Genomic DNA, 19,702 nt, shown 5'->3' on the forward strand with positions numbered 1-19,702 from the left:
CCGAGGAGCCGCCTTGTCCGCTTCCCGCTCCGTTCTCCTGATCATCGGCGGCGGCATCGCCGCCTACAAGATGCTGGAGGTCATCCGCCGGCTGAAGGATCGCGGCATCGCCTCGCGCTGCATCGTGACCAAGGCCGGCGAGCAGTTCGTCACGCCGCTCACCGTCTCGTCGCTGGCGGGCGAGCGCTGCTTCACCGATATGTTCTCGCTGACCGACGAGGCCGATATCGGCCATATCCAGCTCTCGCGCTCGACCGATCTCGTCGTGGTCGCCCCGGCTACCGCCGACCTGATCGCCAAGATGGCGAACGGGCACGCCGACGACCTCGCCTCGACCGCGCTGCTCGCCACCGACAAGCGCGTCCTGATCGCGCCCGCGATGAACCCGCGTATGTGGCAGCATCCGGCGACGCGCCGGAACATGACGCAGCTCGAAAAGGACGGCGTCCTCGTCGTCGGCCCGAATGTCGGCGCGATGGCGGAGCGCGGCGAAAGCGGGCCGGGCCGCATGGCCGAGCCGCCGGAAATCCTCGCCGCAATCGAGCTCGCTCTGGCCGGCGAAAAGCCGAATGCGCAACGCGCCATCGGCTTCCTCGGCCGGCTGCCGGGCGGCGACCATGCGACCGGCTCGCTTGCAGGCCGGCATGTGCTGATCACCTCGGGGCCGACACATGAGCCGATCGACCCCGTGCGCTACATTGCCAACCGCTCGTCTGGAAAGCAGGGCCATGCCATCGCTGCGGCTGCAGCCGCAGCCGGGGCGCGGGTGACGCTGGTCAGCGGGCCGGTGAACCTGCCCGATCCGGCCGGAGTCGAGACCATCCATGTCGAATCGGCGCGCGAGATGCTCGCGGCCGTCGAGACGGCGCTGCCGGCCGATATCGCGATCTTCGCCGCCGCCGTAGCCGACTGGCGCGTGGCGGACGCGGCCTCCGACAAGCTGAAGAAGGACGGCAAGGCGCTGCCGCCGCTCTCGCTGGTCGAGAACCCCGACATCCTCGCAACGATCGCGCACCGCAAGAACGGACGCCCGCCGCTGGTCGTCGGCTTCGCCGCCGAGACGCAGAACGTGATCGACTATGCCCGCGCCAAGCTCGCCAGGAAGGGCTGCGACCTGATCGTCGCGAACGATGTCGGCGGCACCGGCGTGATGGGCGGCGATGCCAATACCGTGCATCTGGTTACGGCATCAGGCGTAGAGACCTGGCCGACGCTGCCGAAGGGCGAGGTCGCGGCGCGCCTGATTGCGCATATCGCCGGGCTCTCGCCGGCCCGGCAGGCGGAGTGACGATGGTCGCGGTTCTGCTGCAACGCCTTCCGCATGGCGCCGACCTGCCCTTGCCGGCCTATGAGACGGAAGGCGCGGCCGGGCTCGACCTGCGTGCCGCCATTGCCGAAAGCTTTTCGCTCGCCCCGGGCGAGCGCGCGCTCGTGCCGACCGGGCTCGCGATGCAATTGCCGGTGGGGTTCGAGGGGCAGGTGCGGCCGCGCTCGGGCCTTGCCGTCAAACATGGCGTGACCGTGCTCAACGCGCCGGGCACCGTCGACAGCGACTATCGCGGCGAGGTCAAGGTGCCGTTGATCAATCTCGGGCAGGAGCCCTTCGCCATCGCCCGTGGCGACCGGATCGCGCAGATGGTGATCGCGCCGGTGACGCGGGCCGTCCTGACCGAAGTCGCAGGGCTCGACGCCACGGCGCGCGGCGCGGGTGGCTTCGGCTCGACCGGCATCGCGGGCGGCAGCGGAGAGAAGCGGCCATGATCCTGCTCTCGCGCCGCAGCCTGCTCGCCATCGCCGCCGTGGTCGATATCGCCCTGCATGCAAGGCCGTCGCCGGTCGCGGCCAAGCTGCTCGCCGCGCGCCATGCGCTGCCGCCGCGCCATCTCGAAACCCTGCTGCAGACGCTGGTGCGCGTCGGCATCCTCAAGGGCGTGCGCGGGCCGCGCGGCGGCTACGAGCTTGCCCGCGAACGCCGCAAGATCACGGCCGGCGACATCGCGCGCGCCGCAATGCAGGAAGCGATCGAGGAAGCGCTCGGGCCCGAGCCGCAATCGCGACTGGTCGATGAGGTCATCGGGCCGGAGGTCGCACACGCTTCGGCCGCCTTCCTCGCGGCGCTGGACACGGTGACGGTCGAGGAACTGTGCCGCAGGGCGCAGGCCAGGGCCGTCTTCGGCGAGCCCGGCACCAAGTCAGATTTCACAATATGACTGTGTTATTTATTTCTTTATTCGACAGATTCTGTGAATTGATCTAGCCTCGCGACCGAACGTTCTCTCGTCCAGAGGAGTCATGTCATGGCCGAAGCACAGAAGACGACGAAGGCGCCCGGACGCGGACGCATCTACAACTCGATCACCGACACGATCGGCGATACCCCGCTGGTCAAGCTGAACCGGCTGCCGGCCGAGCGCGGTGTCAAGGCGACGATCCTCGCCAAGCTCGAGTTCTTCAACCCGATCTCGAGCGTCAAGGACCGCATCGGCGTCAACATGATCGACGCGCTGGAGGCTTCCGGTGCGTTGAAGCCCGGCGGCACGCTGATCGAGCCGACCTCGGGCAATACCGGCATCGCGCTTGCCTTCGTGGCGGCCGCGCGCGGCTATCGCCTGATCCTGGTGATGCCGGAGACGATGTCGCTGGAGCGGCGCAAGATGCTCGCCCTGCTCGGTGCCGAGCTGGTGCTGACGCCCGGCCCCGGTGGCATGCGTGGCGCCGTCGCCAAGGCCGAGGAGCTCAAGGCCGAGATTGCAGGCTCGATCATCCCGCAACAGTTCGAGAACCCGCATAATCCCGAGATCCACCGCAAGACCACGGCGGAGGAGATCTGGAACGATACGAACGGCGCGGTCGACATCGTCATCTCCGGCGTCGGCACCGGCGGCACCATCACCGGCGTCGGTCAGGTCCTGAAGGCGCGCAAGGCCGGCGTGAAGATGGTCGCGGTTGAGCCGGAGGATTCCCCGGTCCTGTCCGGCGGCCAGGCCGGCCCGCACAAGATCCAGGGCATCGGTGCCGGCTTCGTGCCGGGCATCCTCGATCGCGGAATCATCGACGAGGTCGTCACCGTCGGCAACCAGACTGCCTTTGAGACGGCCCGCGCGCTCGCCAGGAGCGAGGGTATCCCGGCCGGCATCTCGTCCGGCGCGGCTGTCGCGGCGGCGCTCGAAGTCGGCGCCCGGCCGGAAAACGCCGGCAAGACCATCGTGGTGATCATCCCCTCCTTCGCCGAGCGCTACATCTCCAGCGCCCTGTTCGAGGGTCTGTGACCGTAACGGCCATCCAGATCGTCCGGCTGGCGGAGAGCCTGCCGGACGATTTCGAGGCCTTGCGCCATGAGGCAAGCGCAGAAAGCTACCGCTTCGTCGAAGGGCTGCGCGAGGAATGGCTCGCCGGCCATTATGGCGGCGGAGACGAACGCTTCGTCACCTTCGCCGCTTTCCATGAGGGCGAACTCGCCGGCATCGGCGCCCTGACACCCGACCCTTACGACCCCGCGCCCGATCTGCTGCGCGTCCGGCATGTCTATGTCCGGCCGCTGCATCGCGGCGCCGGCATCGGGCGCGTACTGGCCGCCGCGCTGATCCAACAGGGGCTCGATCTGGCGCCGCGGCTCTCGTTGCGCGCGGCCGATCCGCGCGCAAGCGCCTTCTGGGAAGCGAACGGCTTTGCTCCCGATACGAGCGGAACGCGCCGCTCGCATCTGCTGGTGCGCTGAGCGCGTCTCAGCGCACCAGAACCAGCCGGTTGTTCCAGGGGTCGGAGACGGTCGGAACACCATCGACCTCAGCACCACCCGCGGCCAGGATGCGCTGGCGCATCACAGCGAAGTCCGCTTCGTCGCGCGCGACGAGCTCGAAGCGATCGAGCCCTGCCTCGCCCGGCTGGCGCGGACCCGCGCCACGGCTGCCCCAGATATTGCCGGCGATATGATGGTGATAGCCGCCGCTGGCGAGGAAGCTCGCGCCGGGATAATGCACCATCAGGTCGAAGCCAAGCAGGTCGCGATAGAAGGCCTCGGCCGCCTTGGTATCGCCGACGCGCAGGTGGATATGACCCATCCCGGTGCCCTCGGGCATGCCGGCATAAGCTACGTCGTCGGCCTCGCTCAGCAGCTTGTCGAGATCGAGCCGCTCGGTCGCCATGGCGATGCCGCCATCGGGTTTGCGCGGCCATTCCTCCCGCTTGCGGTCGCGATAGATCTCGATGCCGTTGCCCTCGGGATCGGAGAGATAGAGAGCCTCGCTGACGAGATGGTCGGAGGCGCCTTCGAGCGGGATGCGTGTCACGGCGGCATGCCTCAGCCAGTTGGCGAGATCGCGCCGTGATGGCAGCAGGATGGCGAGATGGAACAGGCCGGCGGCCGAACTGGGACGGGCCGCGCCGGCTTCCAGACGAACCAGCACGCGCTCACCAACGCCGAGATCGACGCTCGTCGTATCCTGCCGGATGACACGCAGGCCGATCGCGTCACGGTAATAGGCGGTCAGCGCGGTGAGATCATGCGCCCGCAGTGTCACGGCGCCGATGAAGACGGGCGCCTTGTGGGCTTCGAGAGTGGCGGCGGAGGCCGTCTGTTCGGCAGTTGCGACCATAAGGAAATCCTTTCGCGGCAGCCGTTCCGGCCAGCCACCGCTAAAATGGCGCTTCCGCCTGATCTTGTCGCCCACCCGGCCGGCAAGACTGCGATTGCATGGTTGCAATGGCGCCTCTCAGCCAGGACAAGGCCGGTCGATGGCGAAATGGCGGAACCAGCGTTTTTCGCGCCCGCTGACCAGCGCCCCGAGCAGGCGCGAGGCCATGAAGCTGAAGGTTATGCCGTTTCCGCCGTAGCCGTAAGCCGCGAGCAGGCGCGGATGACCGGGCACGCGCCCGATCAATGGCAGGCCGTCTCCGGTCTGGCCGAAGGCGCCGGACCAGGCATGATCGAGGTCGAGGCCGGCCTGCGGGATCAGCGCATGCAGGCGCGCCTGCAGAGCCTTGGCTTTCTCGGGGCCGAGCACCTCGCGCCGGCCGGGATCGTCGAAATCCTCGTCCTCGCCGCCGAAGACGATGCGGCCGTCCGTGGTCGTGCGGCAATAGCAGTAATCCTCCGACGCCTCCCAGACGAGCGCAGGGCCGGGCCAGAGCGCCTGCGGCACTTGTGGCACCGTCGCGATCGCCCAGCTCGAGGCGACGCGATGCAAATCGTCCCTGATGATATCCGGCATGACATAGCCGGTAGCGAGCACGATGCTGTCGGCCTCGACGACCCGGCCGCTGGCAAGCGTAACGGCGGCCGAACGGCCGGCGCCGTCGAAGCCAACCGCCTCGTCGCGGATCAGCCTCGCTCCGCGTTGCACGGATACTCCCAGCAGCCCATGGCAGAGGCTGAGCGGATCGGCCTCGGCCGAACCGGGCGAGACGATGGCCGCCGCCCGATCGAAGCCGAAGGCCTCGCGCAGCGCAGCGTGTTCGATGAAATCTCCGGGAAGTCCCGCCCGCTCGCGTAAGGCGGCCTCCTCCCGAAGTTCGCGCGGGCCGCTTTCGCCCGCCGCGAGATAGACGGTCTGGCGGGCTGAGAACCCGCAGGAGAGCGCGAGTTCACCGACCAGCCCGCGCAAGCCCGCGACTGCCTGGAAGCTCAATCGGTAGATTTCAGCGGCTGCGGCGACCCCGTAGAGCCCAGAGAGTTCCGACAGCCGGAGATCGATTTCCCATTGCAGCATCGCAGTCGAAGCCGCCGTACTGCCGAAGCCTTCGCGCTCGCGGTCGATCAGGACGACGTCGCGGCCCATTGCCGTCAGGTGCTCCGCGACGAGGGCCCCGGTGATGCCGCCGCCGACGATCGCAATGTCGCAACGCGTGTCGGCCTCGATCTCTCGTCCCGAGGGCCGCTCCAAAGCCGGACGCCACGGCCCCTTGCCGGTGCGCAGATCGTCCTGGCGCGTGGCCTGCGGATCCAGCATCACTCCGCCCTGGGCGGGCCGACGCGGTCGGCCATGGTGGCGCCGCGCTGGCCGAGCGGCTTGGGCCGGCCGGTGGTGGTGTCATGCGCCGTCTGGTGCTCCAGCTCGGCATTGAGCTCGGCGCCGGCCAGCACGATCATCGCCGAGAGCCAGAGCCAGGTCATGAACACCACGACGGTCGCGAGCGAGCCATAGGCCGCCGTGTAGTTGCCGAGCGTCGAGACATACCAGGAGAAGCAATAGGAGGCCGCGCCCCAGAGCAGGGCCGCGGCGATGGCGCCGGGCATCACCCAGATGAAGCGCATCCGCTCGCGGCTCGGACCGATCCAGTAGAGGATCGCGATCGAGAAGGTCGCCACGACGAAGAAGGACGGCCAGCGCACCAGCCCGATCAGGCGCTCCAGCTCAAAATGGAAGGGAAACAGCGCGGTCACGACCGGAAGGCTGGCGATGGCGATCAGCGCGGCGGTGAGCAGGACCACGCCGCTGACGGTGGTGAAGAGCGAGATCGCATTGAGCTTGAGGAAGCTGCGCTTCTCGGTCTCGCGATAGATGATGTTGAGCGCATCGAAGATCGCCTTCACCGCCGCGTTCGCCGACCAGGCCGCGACGAGCAGGCTGACATAGAAGGTGGTGGACAGGACGAAGCCGGACTGTGCGGACAGCCTGACCGCCTGCTCGTGAATGAGCTCGCGCGCGGCCTGCGGGAACATCGTCGTCACCGTGTCGAGCTGCTCGGCGATCGTCCCGGGATCGGTGAAGTAGCGATAGAGCGTGACCATCAGCGACAAGGCTGGCACGAGCGAGAGCAGGGTAAAGAAGGCGACCGCGCCCGCCAGCGACGAGAGGCGGTTCTCGGCGACATTGCCGGCAAAGCGCAGCAGCACGTCCTTCCAGCCGAGCCAGGTCATCTGCAGCGGCGTCTTCGCCAGCCGGCCGCGTACCGCTTCCTCCCGATGCCGCCCGAGCTTGTCGGACAGCAATCCCGACAGATAGCCGAGCGCGACCCCGATCCCGGCGGCGCCCGTGATCCGTTTCAGGAAAGCCATGTCGGACCCGTTTCTCCGCAGCCAGTTCACGCCTGCAAGCATGCGAGCAACCGCATCCGGCCGCAATCGTTCCGATGCGGAACCTGCGAGGGCGCCACTTAGCCGATTGTTAACCTTAATGCTTCGTTATGACGGGGCGCGGCCGCGAGCGGCAGGCGCTTGTCTGTCCTTCCGGATACGCCCGATGACGAAGCTGTTCAGAACCGGCCTGACGGGCCTCGCGATCCTGCTGTCGGGCACGGCCGGAGCAGCCGACCTGCGCAAGATCGCCCTGCCGCCAGCCCCGGACCTGCCGGCGCTCTATTCCTGGACGGGCTTCTATGCCGGTTTCCAGGGCGGCTATGCCTGGGGTGACAGCCGGGTGCGGATCAATGTACCGGGCGGCGGCTTCGCCCCCGTCAGCTTCCGTGCCGGCGAGGACACGGCCTTCGGCGGCGCCCATGCCGGCTTCAACTACCAGCTCGGCGGCATCGTGCTGGGTGTCGAGGGTGATGTTGAAGCGCTCGACAACCGCAGCCGCTTCGACGGCATCGGCCTCTCCGCCCGCGTCAGCCAGGACTGGCAGGGCTCGGCCCGCGCCCGCCTCGGCCTCGCCTTCGACCGCTGGATGGTCTACGGCACCGGCGGCGCCTCCTTCACCGAATACGAGCGGCGCGTGTTCACGCCCGGCGCCGGATTCGGCGAGCGGCTGACCAGTGCTCGGACCGGCTGGAATGTCGGTGCCGGCGTCAATTTCGCCTTCACCGACAACCTGATCCTCGGCGCCGAATACCGCTACACCGATTTCGGGCGGAACCGCTTCGCCAGCTCGGGCGCCTTCCCGGGCCTGACCGGCTCGCAGGATCTCTCGAGCCACAGCGCCCGCGCCAGCGTCGCCTACAAGTTCTGAGGCGCCTTCAGCTTGGTCGTCATGCTCGGGCTTGACCCGAGCATCGCGTGACAAGAAGGCTTCCGCGCATCTTTCGGCCTGAGATTCTCGGGTCTGCGCTTCGCTTCGCCCGAGAATGACGTGCGTTCTCAGAAGCCCGTGCGCTGGCGGATCGCGGCGGCCAACGTGCCGTCGTCGAGATAATCGAGCTCGCCTCCAACAGGCACGCCATGGGCGAGCTTCGTCACCTTCACCGGCAGATGCGCCATGAGGTCTGTGATGAAATGCGCCGTGGTCTGGCCGTCGACCGTGGCGTTGAGTGCCAGGATGACCTCCTTCACCAACGGATCGGAGGCGCGCGCCACCAGCGCGTCGAGCGAGAGATGCTCGGGCCTGATACCGTCGAGCGCCGAAAGCACGCCGCCCAGCACATGGTAGCGGCCCGACACCGCGCCCGAGCGTTCCAGCGCCCAGAGGTCCGAGATATCGGCGACGACAACGATCAGCCCGTCGTCGCGACGCGGATCGGTGCAGAGGCCGCAGGGGTCGCTGGTATCGACATTGCCGCAACGGGCGCAGACGACGATGCGCTCGCGCGCCACCGCCATCGCCTCGGACAGCGGGCCGAGCAGTTGCTCGCGCTTCTTGACGAGATGCAGCGCGGCACGCCGGGCCGAGCGCGGCCCGAGCCCCGGCAGCTTGGCCAGGAGCTGGATCAACCTTTCGATCTCGGGACCGGCAATGGCGCGGGACATCTGAACTCGTCGATGGAAGCGTCATGGTCGGGCTTGACCCGACCATCTCTGGCCGGAAAGCCCTCGTGGCATGAGATGCCCGGGTCAAGCCCGGGCATGACGGCGCTTCGTCAAAACAGCTTCATGCCCGGCGGGATCGGCAGGCCCTTGGTGATCTCGGCCATGCGCTCCTGCATGACGCGCTCGCCGCGGGTGCGGGCGTCGTTGGCGGCAGCGACAATCAGATCCTCGAGGATCTCGCGCTCGTCCGGCACCATCAGGCTGGGATCGATCTTGACGCCCTTGAGCGCGCCCTTGGCCGTCATCGTCACCGTGACCATGCCGCCGCCAGCGCCGCCTTCGACCTCGATATTGTCAAGCTCGGCCTGCATATCGGCCATCTTCTGCTGCATCTGCTGCGCCTGCTTCATCAGGCCCATCATGTCGCGCATCGAAAATCCTCCTCGGAATCGTCAGAAGTCGATGCCGTCGAAATCCGGTTCGGAATCGTCGAACAGGGGCTCGGCATCGGGCAGGTATTCGTCTTCGGTCGGCGCAGAGGCCGCCATTTCGGCCGCGGCAATGGCGCGGGGATCGCGGACATCGACGATGCGAGCGCCGGGGAAGCGCTCCAGCACCGCCTTGACCGACGGGTGAGCCGCCGCATCGCTCTCGCGCTGGTCCTTTGCCGCCGCGGCCTGCTCGCGCATGGTGGCGCCGCCCTCGTCATTGACGACGGCGACCATCCAGGTCTGGCCGGTCCATTCCTTGAGGCGACGCGACAGGTCCTGAGCGAGGGTGCGCGAGGCGCCTTCGGCCAGCGAGAATTCGATGCGGCCGGGCTCGAAGCGCACGGGCCGGATATCGCGCTCCAGCGCGATCTTGAGGGTGATGTCGCGGTGCTGCGAGGCGAGCGCGACGACATCCTCCAGCGTGGCGACGATCGCCATCGGCGCCGCAACGGCGCGCGCGACCGGGGTGGGAGCGGGATTGGCGCTGGCGAGGATCGGGCGGGCGGCGAGTGCGGTGTTGCCGCCGCCGGAAGGCGGACGCGGCATGCCCATCCCGTTGCCGCCGCCACCATTGCCCGCAGGGACGGAACCCATGCCGTCGCGGAGCATCTTCAGCGCCTCGTCCGGCGTCGGCAGGTCGGCGGCGTGGGCAAGGCGGACGAGAACCATCTCGGCCGCCATCACCGGCCGGTCGGCCTGCTTCACCTCGGCAAGGCCCTTGAGCAGCATCTGCCAGGTGCGGGCGAGGATGCGGACCGAAAGGCGCTGGGCGAAATCGCCGCCGCGCACGCGCTCGGCCTGGGCGAGGCTGTTATCCTTCACCGCCTCGGGCACGAGCTTGAGACGGGTGACGAGATGGGTGAATTCGGCGAGGTCGTTCAGCACAACCACCGGATCGGCGCCGGCATCGTATTGCGCCCGCAATTCGCCAAGCGCCGAAGCGATGTCGCCCTTCATCACGGCTTCAAAAAGGTCGATGACCCGCGCCCTGTCGGCGAGGCCGAGCATCGAGCGGATATCGTCGAGCGTGATCCGGCCGGCCGCATGGGCAATGGCCTGGTCGAGGATCGAGAGGGAATCGCGCACGGAGCCTTCGGCGGCGCGAGCGACGGCGGCGAGCGCCTCCTGCTCGGCATCGACGCTCTCGGCCCGGCAGATATGGGCGAGATGGTCGACCAGCACATCGGATTCGACGCGGCGCAGGTCGAAGCGCTGGCAGCGCGACAGCACCGTGATCGGCACCTTGCGGATTTCCGTCGTCGCGAAGATGAACTTCGCATGCGGCGGCGGCTCCTCCAGGGTCTTCAGGAAGGCGTTGAAGGCGCCGGTCGAGAGCATGTGCACCTCGTCGACGATATAGACCTTGTAGCGGGCCGAGACCGGCGCATAGCGCACGGCGTCGTTGATCTGGCGGATGTTGTCGACGCTGTTGTTCGAAGCCGCGTCGATCTCCATCACGTCGATATGGCGGCCCTCGATGATCTCGCGGCAATGGATGCCGAAATCCCTGAGGTCCGTGGTCGGCGCGCCCTGCCCGTCCGGCGTCTGGAAGTTCAAGGCGCGCGCCAGGATGCGGGCGGTCGTGGTCTTGCCGACGCCGCGCACGCCGGTCAGCATCCAGGCCTGCGGAATGCGCCCGGCCGCGAAGGCGTTGGTCAGCGTGCGCACCATCGCTTCCTGGCCGATCAGGTCGCCGAAATGCGCCGGGCGGTACTTGCGCGCGAGCACGCGATAGGGCGCGGGCGTCCCCGTGGCGGCGGCTTGCGGCGCGGGCACCGGATCGAAACCGGCGAATCCCGGTTCGTCAGCAGAGGCGGCGTCGATCGGATCGGTCATGGAAACTGGTTTCGCCAATCAGGAGGCGAGGGTCAATGGCGCAGCGCCGGTCCCGTGGTTCGGTCCGGCGCTTTCACACGCGCATGAGGTGGGAGGCTGGACGAAGACCCGTTCGGTCTCGTTAGGGCTGCTTCCTTCCGGACCTGACCCGGTTGGCGAGTGAGACGTCCCTCGCCAACCTCCCGCCCGCTATATCGGGGATGTCCGCGCGAATCGCAAGCCGGCATCGCAGGGCCGCGAAGCTTCGTCGCAGCCGGCGTCACATCTGCCAGTTTGGCGTTGACTTGGTGTCGTCCATCCGTCATAAGCCCGCGACCTGCGCTGCCGAGAGGCGGCGCCGACCCTTATCGCATGACAGGCTCGGTTGGCCATGCTTTCCCCGGAAAGCCGCGGCCGTCGTGCTCATAAAGGCCCCGGAGACGGACCGTGAAGAGAACCTATCAACCCAGCAAGCTGGTTCGCAAGCGCCGCCACGGCTATCGCGCTCGCATGGCGACCAAGGGTGGCCGCAAGGTCATCGCCGCTCGCCGCGCCCACGGCCGCAAGCGCCTGTCGGCCTGACGAGCCCTGGCGCGTCACGATAGCGCGCCGGTTTCGGAAGACAGGCCAATCGCCATGCGCCTCGCCCGTCTGACGCAACGCAAAGAATTCCTGGCGGCGGCCGATCACGGCCGCCGTTTTCGTTCGTCCGCCTTCATGGCGCAAGTGCGCGATGCCGCGCCCGACGAACCCCGCAAGGGCGGCGAACCCGTGGCCTTGAGGCTCGGCCTCACAGCCTCGCGCAAGACCGGCAATGCCGTGAAGCGCAACCGTATCCGCAGGCGCCTGCGCGAAGCGGCCAAGCAGGCGCTCGCCAGCCAGACCGGACGGCCCTGCGACGTCGTGATCGTCGCGCGCTCCGACGTGCTCGGCGCCAAATTTCAGACGCTCGTCGCCGATCTTTCGATTGCCATCGACCGGGCAAAGCCTCACAAGCCGCATGCCGACAGGCGCCGCCCGCATCCCAAGCGCGGCACGCCTTCGCAAGCCTGACCCCGCCGCGCCTTTACCGGACCAAGCGAGATCCGTTTCCGACCATGATGAAAGAAGACAACCGCAATCTGCTTCTCGCGATCGTCATGTCCGTGGTCGTGCTGCTCGGCTGGCAGTTCTTCTACGGCGTGCCGCAGATGGAAAAGCAGAAGCAGATCGCGCAGCAGAACCAGCAGGCCCAGAGCCAGCAGGCGCCCGCGACTCCCGGCTCCGTCCCCGCTCCCGGCCAGCCCGCAGGCTCGGCCGCGCCCGGCACCGCTGCCGCGCAAGCCCTCGGCACCCGCGAGCAGGCGCTGGCGGCGAGCCCGCGCCTCCGGATCGACACGCCCAAGATCTCCGGTTCGATCTCGCTGACCGGGGCGCGCATCGACGACGTCTCGCTCAAGGCCTATCGCGAGACCGTCGATCCGAAGAGCGCGAACATCGTCCTGCTCTCGCCGCTCGGCGGCCCGAACGCCTATTATTCCGATTTCGGCTGGGTCGCGGCGCCGGGCAGCACTGTGGCGCTGCCGAACGCGACGACGGTCTGGACCGCCGACAGCCAGGTGCTGACCCCGGCCAAGCCGGTGACGCTGAGCTGGGACAACGGCCAGGGCCTGACCTTCCGGCGCGTCATCAGCATCGACGACAACGCCATGTTCACGATCCGCGACGAGGTCGAGAACAAGGGCAGCGCCGCCGTGAACCTGTTCCCCTACGGACAGATCGTCCGCCAGGGCAAGCCGCCGACACTCGGCTATTACGTGCTGCACGAGGGCCTCGTCGGCAATCTCGGCGAGCAGGGCCTGCAGGAATACACCTACGACAAGCTCGACAAGGAGCCGCTGCTCTCGCCGGGTACGACCGGCAAGGTCTGGAAGGACGCCGTCGGCGGCTTCGTCGGGATCACCGACAAGTACTGGGCCGCCGCGGTCATCCCCGACCAGCAGCGCAAGTATGACGGCCGCTATTCCGCGGTCCAGACCGGCACCGGCCATACCTACCAGGCCGATTTCCTCGGCGAGAGCGTCGCCGTCGCGCCGGGCGCCACGGCTTCCGCCAATGCCCGGCTCTTCGCCGGCGCCAAGGAAGTCGCGGCCGTCGACGGCTACGAGAAGAATCTCGGCATCAAGCGCTTCGAGCTGCTGATCGACTGGGGCTGGTTCTATTTCATCACCAAGCCGCTCTTCTTCGTGCTCGACTGGATCTACAAGCATGTCGGCAATTTCGGCGTCGCGATCCTGCTGGTCACGGTGCTGCTGAAGATCCTGTTCTTCCCGCTCGCCAACAAGTCCTACGCCTCGATGGCGAAGATGAAGGCGCTGCAGCCGGAAATGACGGCGATCCGCGAACGCTACGCGGACGACAAGATGAAGCAGCAGCAGGCTCTGATGGAGCTGTACAAGACGCAGAAGATCAACCCGGTCGCCGGCTGCTGGCCGGTGCTGCTGCAGATCCCTGTGTTCTTCGCGCTCTACAAGATCCTGTTCATCACCATCGAGATGCGGCACGCGCCGTTCTTCGGCTGGATCCACGATCTCGCGGCGCCGGACCCGACGAACCTGTTCAACCTGTTCGGCCTGCTGCCGTTCACCCCGCCGGCCTTCCTGCATCTGGGCCTGTGGCCGATCATCATGGGCATCACGATGTTCATCCAAATGAAGATGAACCCGGAGCCGCCGGACCCGGTGCAGAAGATGATGTTCACCTGGATGCCGGTGTTCTTCACCTTCCTGCTCGGCTCGTTCCCCGCCGGCCTGGTGATCTACTGGAGCTGGAACAACCTGCTCTCGGTGATCCAGCAGGGCTACATCATGCGCAAGCACGGGGTGAAGATCGAATTGTTCGACAACATCAAGGGCATGTTCGGCAAGAAGCCGGCAGCCGCAGGCGGCGCACCCAACCCCGCCAACAGCAACAAGAAGTGAGTGATCGAAGGGCGGGGTTTCCCGCCCTTCGCTTTTGACGCCAAGGCCATCGAAACGATGCCGCTACCTGATCCGAGCACGCGCCACCCGATCCCCGGCTGGAAAGGCACGGCCTTCCTGAAGGCGGTGGTCGACCATCCGCTCATCGAGATCGGCGACTACAGCTATTACGACGACTCGCGCGGGCCGGAGCATTTCGTCGCCCGCTGCGTGCGCTACCATTTCGACTTCATCGGCGACCGGCTAATCATCGGGAAGTTCGTCGCGATCGCGCAGGCGGCGCAGTTCATCATGAACGGCGCCAACCACCCGATCGGCGGGTTCTCGACCTTCCCCTTCCAGATGTTCGGCCTCGGCGATCCCGAAAGCCTGAAGCGCCCCGGCCCGAACAACCGCGGCGACATGGTGATCGGCAACGATGTCTGGATCGGGCGCGAGGCGGTGATCATGCCGGGCGTGACGATCGGCGACGGCGCGATCATCGGCACGCGGGCGCAGGTGACGAAGGACGTGCCTGCCTATGCGGTGGTCGCCGGCAATCCCGGCCGGGTCGTGAAGATGCGCTTTGCGCCGGAGATCGTGGCCGAATTGCTCGCGATCCGCTGGTGGGACTGGCAGGCCGACAGGATCGCGCGCCATATCGACGCGATCCAGGGCGCCGATATCGACGCATTGCGCACAGCCGTGTAGGCAGGGCTCCATGACCACATCCACGACAAAGCCTTATGACGCCGAGGAGATCGAGGCCGCCCGCAAGCTCTTCGAAGGGCCGTGGGATTTCGTCTGGGCTTCGACCAAGATCGACGACCTGCCTCCGATGGTCGGCCAGGAGATCGCCTTCGCCGGGCGCTCCAATGTCGGCAAATCCAGCCTGATCAACGCGCTGACGCGGCGCAACGCGCTGGCGCGGACCTCGCATACGCCCGGCCGGACGCAGCAACTCAACTTCTTCCGGCAGGTCGAGCACGAGGAGCCCGTCGGGGCGGGATCTCAAGGCGGCAAGCGCTCGCGCGAAAAGCCGGTTCCGGTTTATTCGCCCCATGCGCCGACCATCGTCGACATGCCCGGCTACGGCTATGCCGCCGTCGGCAAGGAGAAGGTCGCGGCCTGGACCCGGCTGATCCACGATTACCTGCGCGGCCGCTCGAACCTGATGCGCGTCTATCTGCTGATCGACGCCCGCCATGGCATCAAGGATGTCGACGGTGCCGTGCTGGAGACGCTCGACAAGGCCGCCGTATCCTACCAGGTCGTGCTGACCAAGGGCGACGCGTTGAAGCCGGCCGACCAGAAATTCATGACCGAGGCCACGTTCGACGAGATCAAGCGCCGCCCGGCCGCCTTCCCCGAAGTGCTGCTGACCTCCAGCGAGACGGGCGCCGGCATGCCGGAATTCCGCGCCGCGATCGGCCGCGTGCTGGCCGAGCACGGCTGAGCCCCGATGACCGCGACGCGCCTGCATCTGGCTCTCGCCGCCCTGATGGGCTTCGCCGGTGTCGCCTTGCTGGCGGCCGCCGCCCACATCACCGGCACGGCCAATGTCCAGACGGCCGGGCAGATGCTGCTGTTCCATGCCTCCGTGATCATCGGCGCCACTGCGGCGCGCAGGGGCGGACATCTCCATGATCTGCTGGCGCGAATCGCGCTCTCGGCGATCATCGTGGGTGCGGCCCTGTTCGCGGCCGATCTCGCCCGGCGCGGCTTCGCCAATGAGGCGCTGTTTCCGCGCGCGGCGCCGATCGGCGGCTGGTTCATGCTCGGCGGCTGGCTTGGACTGGCCGTCGCCGCCGTGACGGCGAAGCGCAGCTGACAGCCGCGCGGCGTTCTTCCGCCGCCGCGCAAGTTCGGGTAGAAGCGCGACCGCACCTTTCCTGCGGCCGCGCGGAGCCTGCCCGAATGACCGACCATCCCCATCTCACGCCGTCGCAATCCGCCGAGCTGCTCGTGCAGGCGCTGCCGCATATGCAGCGCTACGACCAGGAGATCATCGTCATCAAGTATGGCGGCAACGCCATGGGCGATGCGGCCACCGCCGAGGATTTCGCCGAGGACATCGTGCTGCTCGAGCAATCCGGCCTGAAGCCGGTGGTCTGCCATGGCGGCGGGCCGCAGATCGCGGCGATGCTGAAGAAGCTCGGCATCCAGTCCGAGTTCAAGCAGGGCCTGCGCGTCACCGACGAGGCGACCGTCGAGGTCGTCGAGATGGTCCTGGCCGGCTCGGTCAACAAGGAGATCGTCGGCTATATCAGCCGCGAGGGCGGGCGCGCCATCGGGCTCTGCGGCAAGGACGGCAACATGGTCACCGCCCGCAAGGTGACGCGCACCATCGTCGACCCCGATTCCAAGATCGAGGAAATCCTCGATCTCGGCTTCGTCGGCGAGCCCGAGACGGTCAACACCGCCGTGCTCGACGCGGTGCTGAAGGCCGAGCTGATCCCCGTCCTGGCGCCGGTCTGCGCCGCCGCCGATGGCCAGACCTACAATGTCAATGCCGACACCTTCGCCGGCGCCATCGCGGGCGCGCTCAACGCCAAGCGCCTGCTGCTGCTCACCGACGTGCCGGGCGTGCTGAACAAGGACAAGCAGCTCATCCCGGAGCTCACGGTCGAAGAATGCCGCCATCTGATCGCGGATGGCACGATCTCCGGCGGCATGATCCCGAAGATCGAGACCTGCATCTACGCGCTGGAAAAGGGCGTCGAGGCCGTCGTCATCCTCGACGGCAAGGTGCCGCATGCGGCGCTGATCGAGCTCTTCACCGATACCGGCGCCGGCACGATCATCCGGCGTTGATTGGCACGTCATTCTCGGGCGGAGCGACGCTCCGACCCGGGAATCTTATGACACGTAGGCGCTGGTTTCCGAGATGGTCGGGTCAAGCCCGACCATGACGGCGTGAAGCAGCACCCCGATTAAGCCCCCGCCAAGGACTTGCGGCGCAGACTCCGGCTCGCCACATCTCGGAGTCCAATGACAATACTCGCAGACACACCGGCCGCGACCCCGCCCCTGACGGCGGAAGGCTTCGCGCATGTCGACCACTGGATCTTCGATCTCGACAACACGCTCTACTCGCATGAGAGCCGCGTCTGGCCGCAGGTCAACGAGCGCATCACGCTGTTCCTGCAGGAATTGTTCGGGCTCGACGGCCTGTCCTCGCATGCCCTGCGGCAATATTATTATCACCGCTACGGCACGACGCTGAAGGGGCTGATGGAGGAGCACCGGATCGATCCCGACCAGTTCCTCGACTTCGCCCATGACATCGACCTGACGTTTCTGGAACCGAACCCCGAGCTCGGAGCGGCACTCGCGGCCTTGCCCGGTCGCAAGCTGATCCTGACCAACGGCTCGGTCGGGCACGCCAAGAACGTCGCCGGCAAGCTCGGCATCCTCGACCAGTTCGAGGACATCTTCGATATCGTCCATGCCGGCTTCCTGCCGAAGCCCGAGCGCGCGACCTACGAGAATTTCCTCGCCAAGCATTCGGTCGATCCCGGCCGCGCCGCGATGTTCGAGGATATCGAGAAGAACCTGATCGTTCCGAGCGACCTGGGCATGAAGACCGTGCTGATCGTGCCGCAGACGCCCGACCCCTTCCGCGAGGCCTGGGAACAGGTCGCGATCGAGGCCGGTCATGTCCATCACGTCACCGCCGACCTCACCGGCTTCCTGAAGCCGCTCGGGCGCTCGAACGAACAGCATGGCTGAGCAGGAGGCGTTTCCTCCCGCCGGGGTTCCCTAAAAAAGGAAATTCCGTTCTTCTTTACGAACTCCTTGGGAGCTGATACTGCTCCTGTCCGTTATAAAGAACGGATCGAGAGTTCCATGCCGTCACCGGACAAAGCCGCAGCCAAGCTGCATCCCGAGACCCGCCTCGTCCATGACGGCATCCAGCGCTCGCAGTTCGGCGAGACCTCGGAAGCCCTGTATCTGACGCAGGGCCATGTCTACGACAATGCCGCCCAGGCCGAGGGCCGTTTCCTGAACACCGATCCGGGCTTCCAGTACGGCCGGCTCGGCAACCCGACGACGGCGATGCTGGAAGCCCGCATGGCCTCGTTCGAAGGCGCCGAGACCTGCCGCGCCACCGCGACCGGCATGGCCGCCGTCACCGCGGCGATGATGGCGCCGGTGCGCGCGGGCGACCATGTCGTGGCGGCCAGCGCGCTGTTCGGCTCCTGTCGCTACATCATCGAGGACCATCTGCCGCGCTACGGCGTCGAGACGACGCTGGTTGAGGGCACCGATCTCGACGCCTGGCGCAAGGCGGTTCGCCCCAACACCAAGCTGTTCTTCCTGGAATCGCCGTCGAACCCGACGCTTGAGGTGCTCGACATCGCGGCCATCGCCAAGGTGGCGAAGGAAGCCGGCGCCAAGCTCGTCGTCGACAATGTCTTCGCCACGCCGCTCTACCAGCGCCCGCTGGAGCTCGGCGCCGATATCGTCGTCTATTCCGCGACCAAGCATATCGACGGCCAGGGCCGCTGCCTCGGCGGGCTGATCCTCGGTTCGAAGGAGCTGATCGAGGCCGATATCCAGAACTACCTGCGCCAGACCGGCCCGATCCTCTCGCCCTTCAACGCCTGGGTGATGCTGAAGGCGCTGGAGACGCTGCCTTTGCGCGTCGCCAAGCAGGCGCAGAACGCGACGGCAGTCGCCGACTGGCTGGCGGCGCAGAGCAAGCCGACCAAGGTGATCTTCCCCGGCCACAAGAACCACCCGCAGGCCGAGATCATCAAGCGCCAGATGAGCGGCCCCTCGACGATGATCGCCTTCGAGGTTCCCGGCGGCAAGGAAGGCGCCTATCGCCTGCTCGACGCCTGCAAGCTGATCCGCATCTCGAACAATCTCGGCGACGCCAAGAGCCTGATCGTCCACCCGGCGACGACGACGCATCAGCGCTTCACCCCGGAAGTCCGCGCCGCGATGGGCGTCAGCGACGGGCTGGTCCGCCTCTCGATCGGTCTTGAGCACCATGACGACCTGATCGCCGATCTGGAGCAGGCGCTGGCGAAGGTTTGAGGCGGCTCCCGCCGTCATTCTCGGGCGAAGCGTAGCGCAGACCCGAGAATCTCCGGCAAGGGAAGCGCCAGAGTCTCATCCGGCAAGAGATGCTCGGGTCAAGCCCGAGCATGACGGCTGAGGTTTCCACCCCAGTGGCCATCCCCGCCCGCCCCTGCTAAAGCGGGGCCGTTTCCCGCTAAAGGCTTGAGAGGCCAGCATGCGTTCGGGCGAAGTGAAGCGCCGCACCAACGAGACCGACATCGCGGTCTCGCTCCTGATCGACGGCACCGGCAAGGCCGATATCGCCACCGGCGTCGGCTTCTTCGACCATATGCTCGACCTGTTCGCCCGCCATTCGCTGATCGATCTCACGGTCAAGGTGAAGGGCGACACCCATATCGACGACCATCACTCGGTCGAGGATGCCGGCATCGCCATGGGCGAGGCGCTGAAGCAGGCGCTCGGCACCAAGAAGGGCATCCGCCGCTATGCCGACGTGCACCTGCCGATGGACGAGACGCTGACGCGCGTCGCCGTCGACGTCTCCGGCCGGCCGTTCCTGGTCTTCCGCACCGAGTTCAAGGCGCAGAAGATCGGCACCTTCGATACCGAGCTGGTGCGCGAGTTCTTCCAGGCCTTCGCGATCAATGCCGGCATCACGCTCCATGTCGAGACGCTCTATGGCGACAACGCCCACCACATCGCCGAAAGCTGCTTCAAGGGGCTGGCGCGGGCGCTGCGGCAGGCGCTGGACGTGGATCCGCGCGAGGGCGACCGCATCCCCTCGACCAAGGGCGCCTTGTAGGAGG

At 67.1% G+C, this 19,702-nt stretch carries 22 protein-coding genes and 1 other RNA gene; 16 read left to right on the forward strand and 7 right to left on the reverse strand.

Annotated elements, in window-relative coordinates:
* Positions 1 to 13: 13 nt before the first annotated feature.
* The 5 genes from AC07NY_RS22415 (at position 14) to AC07NY_RS22435 (ending at position 3,718) form a co-directional block, all read left to right on the forward strand.
* Positions 14 to 1,288, forward strand: coding sequence for a phosphopantothenoylcysteine decarboxylase domain-containing protein (locus tag AC07NY_RS22415; protein WP_494585656.1), 1,275 nt, complete (start codon positions 14 to 16; stop codon positions 1,286 to 1,288).
* A 2-nt stretch (positions 1,289 to 1,290) separates the two neighbouring features.
* A complete protein-coding gene (dut, locus tag AC07NY_RS22420; protein WP_494585657.1) occupies positions 1,291 to 1,761 on the forward strand; it encodes a dUTP diphosphatase in 471 nt (156 codons plus the stop codon).
* Positions 1,758 to 2,210, forward strand: coding sequence for an RrF2 family transcriptional regulator (locus tag AC07NY_RS22425; protein WP_494585658.1), 453 nt, complete (start codon positions 1,758 to 1,760; stop codon positions 2,208 to 2,210). The genes dut and AC07NY_RS22425 overlap by 4 nt, the downstream gene beginning before the upstream one ends.
* Before the next feature lie 87 nt (positions 2,211 to 2,297).
* Positions 2,298 to 3,269: a cysteine synthase A gene (cysK, locus tag AC07NY_RS22430; RefSeq protein ID WP_494585659.1), complete on the forward strand. Its 972-nt coding sequence runs from the start codon at positions 2,298 to 2,300 to the stop codon at positions 3,267 to 3,269.
* The gene (locus tag AC07NY_RS22435) at positions 3,266 to 3,718 is read left to right on the forward strand and encodes a GNAT family N-acetyltransferase (RefSeq protein ID WP_494585660.1); all 453 of its coding nucleotides are present in this window, start codon (positions 3,266 to 3,268) and stop codon (positions 3,716 to 3,718) included. Before cysK ends, AC07NY_RS22435 begins: the two co-directional genes overlap by 4 nt.
* Positions 3,719 to 3,725: 7 nt before the next feature.
* Here AC07NY_RS22435 and AC07NY_RS22440 read toward each other — a convergent pair whose 3' ends face one another.
* The 3 genes from AC07NY_RS22440 to AC07NY_RS22450 form a co-directional block, all read right to left on the reverse strand.
* Entirely contained in the window at positions 3,726 to 4,595 is an 870-nt protein-coding gene (locus AC07NY_RS22440; RefSeq protein WP_494585661.1) for a VOC family protein, read from the reverse strand.
* 117 nt (positions 4,596 to 4,712) lie between these two features.
* The gene (locus AC07NY_RS22445) at positions 4,713 to 5,948 is read right to left on the reverse strand and encodes an NAD(P)/FAD-dependent oxidoreductase (RefSeq protein ID WP_494585662.1); all 1,236 of its coding nucleotides are present in this window, start codon (positions 5,946 to 5,948) and stop codon (positions 4,713 to 4,715) included.
* On the reverse strand, positions 5,948 to 6,997 hold the full coding sequence (locus tag AC07NY_RS22450) for a YihY/virulence factor BrkB family protein (protein ID WP_494585663.1): 1,050 nt from the start codon (positions 6,995 to 6,997) through the stop codon (positions 5,948 to 5,950). Before AC07NY_RS22450 ends, AC07NY_RS22445 begins: the two co-directional genes overlap by 1 nt.
* A gap of 184 nt (positions 6,998 to 7,181) precedes the next feature.
* On the opposite strand from AC07NY_RS22450, the gene AC07NY_RS22455 reads away from it, so the two are divergent.
* A complete protein-coding gene (locus AC07NY_RS22455; protein WP_494585664.1) occupies positions 7,182 to 7,886 on the forward strand; it encodes an outer membrane protein in 705 nt (234 codons plus the stop codon).
* A 128-nt stretch (positions 7,887 to 8,014) separates the two neighbouring features.
* Here the strand turns inward: AC07NY_RS22455 and recR are convergent, their stop codons facing one another.
* The 4 genes from recR to ffs form a co-directional block, all read right to left on the reverse strand.
* Positions 8,015 to 8,620, reverse strand: a complete 606-nt coding sequence (recR, locus tag AC07NY_RS22460; RefSeq protein WP_494585665.1) for a recombination mediator RecR — start codon at positions 8,618 to 8,620, stop codon at positions 8,015 to 8,017.
* A 110-nt stretch (positions 8,621 to 8,730) separates the two neighbouring features.
* On the reverse strand, positions 8,731 to 9,051 hold the full coding sequence (locus tag AC07NY_RS22465) for a YbaB/EbfC family nucleoid-associated protein (protein WP_047572605.1): 321 nt from the start codon (positions 9,049 to 9,051) through the stop codon (positions 8,731 to 8,733).
* Between the two features lie 21 nt (positions 9,052 to 9,072).
* Complete coding sequence (locus AC07NY_RS22470) at positions 9,073 to 10,947, reverse strand: DNA polymerase III subunit gamma/tau (protein WP_494585666.1); 1,875 nt, start codon at positions 10,945 to 10,947, stop codon at positions 9,073 to 9,075.
* Positions 10,948 to 11,034: 87 nt separating this feature from the next.
* Positions 11,035 to 11,131, reverse strand: an RNA gene (gene ffs / locus AC07NY_RS22475) — signal recognition particle sRNA small type.
* A gap of 242 nt (positions 11,132 to 11,373) precedes the next feature.
* Here ffs and rpmH point away from each other — a divergent pair.
* The 10 genes from rpmH (at position 11,374) to hisB (ending at position 19,698) form a co-directional block, all read left to right on the forward strand.
* Entirely contained in the window at positions 11,374 to 11,508 is a 135-nt protein-coding gene (gene rpmH / locus AC07NY_RS22480) for a 50S ribosomal protein L34 (RefSeq protein WP_038364779.1), read from the forward strand.
* 54 nt (positions 11,509 to 11,562) lie between these two features.
* Entirely contained in the window at positions 11,563 to 11,979 is a 417-nt protein-coding gene (gene rnpA, locus AC07NY_RS22485; RefSeq protein ID WP_492287025.1) for a ribonuclease P protein component, read from the forward strand.
* Positions 11,980 to 12,026: 47 nt separating this feature from the next.
* Positions 12,027 to 13,886, forward strand: a complete 1,860-nt coding sequence (yidC, locus tag AC07NY_RS22490) for a membrane protein insertase YidC (protein ID WP_494585754.1) — start codon at positions 12,027 to 12,029, stop codon at positions 13,884 to 13,886.
* A gap of 48 nt (positions 13,887 to 13,934) precedes the next feature.
* Positions 13,935 to 14,576 carry a CatB-related O-acetyltransferase gene (locus AC07NY_RS22495; protein WP_494585755.1) on the forward strand — a complete coding sequence of 214 codons (642 nt, stop codon included), beginning with the start codon at positions 13,935 to 13,937 and terminating at the stop codon, positions 14,574 to 14,576.
* Positions 14,577 to 14,586: 10 nt separating this feature from the next.
* Positions 14,587 to 15,321 carry a GTP-binding protein gene (locus AC07NY_RS22500; RefSeq protein ID WP_494585667.1) on the forward strand — a complete coding sequence of 245 codons (735 nt, stop codon included), beginning with the start codon at positions 14,587 to 14,589 and terminating at the stop codon, positions 15,319 to 15,321.
* A gap of 6 nt (positions 15,322 to 15,327) precedes the next feature.
* The gene (locus AC07NY_RS22505) at positions 15,328 to 15,696 is read left to right on the forward strand and encodes a DUF423 domain-containing protein (protein ID WP_492287027.1); all 369 of its coding nucleotides are present in this window, start codon (positions 15,328 to 15,330) and stop codon (positions 15,694 to 15,696) included.
* A gap of 86 nt (positions 15,697 to 15,782) precedes the next feature.
* Positions 15,783 to 16,679 carry an acetylglutamate kinase gene (gene argB, locus AC07NY_RS22510; RefSeq protein ID WP_494585668.1) on the forward strand — a complete coding sequence of 299 codons (897 nt, stop codon included), beginning with the start codon at positions 15,783 to 15,785 and terminating at the stop codon, positions 16,677 to 16,679.
* Positions 16,680 to 16,856: 177 nt separating this feature from the next.
* The gene (locus AC07NY_RS22515; protein ID WP_494585669.1) at positions 16,857 to 17,597 is read left to right on the forward strand and encodes a pyrimidine 5'-nucleotidase; all 741 of its coding nucleotides are present in this window, start codon (positions 16,857 to 16,859) and stop codon (positions 17,595 to 17,597) included.
* Positions 17,598 to 17,714: 117 nt separating this feature from the next.
* Positions 17,715 to 18,911: an O-succinylhomoserine sulfhydrylase gene (metZ, locus tag AC07NY_RS22520; RefSeq protein WP_494585670.1), complete on the forward strand. Its 1,197-nt coding sequence runs from the start codon at positions 17,715 to 17,717 to the stop codon at positions 18,909 to 18,911.
* Positions 18,912 to 19,110: 199 nt separating this feature from the next.
* Positions 19,111 to 19,698: an imidazoleglycerol-phosphate dehydratase HisB gene (gene hisB, locus AC07NY_RS22525; protein WP_336813923.1), complete on the forward strand. Its 588-nt coding sequence runs from the start codon at positions 19,111 to 19,113 to the stop codon at positions 19,696 to 19,698.
* The last annotated feature ends 4 nt before the right edge of the window (positions 19,699 to 19,702 follow it).

It is taken from the genome of Allobosea sp. GW821-FHT09G06, from assembly GCF_059416005.1.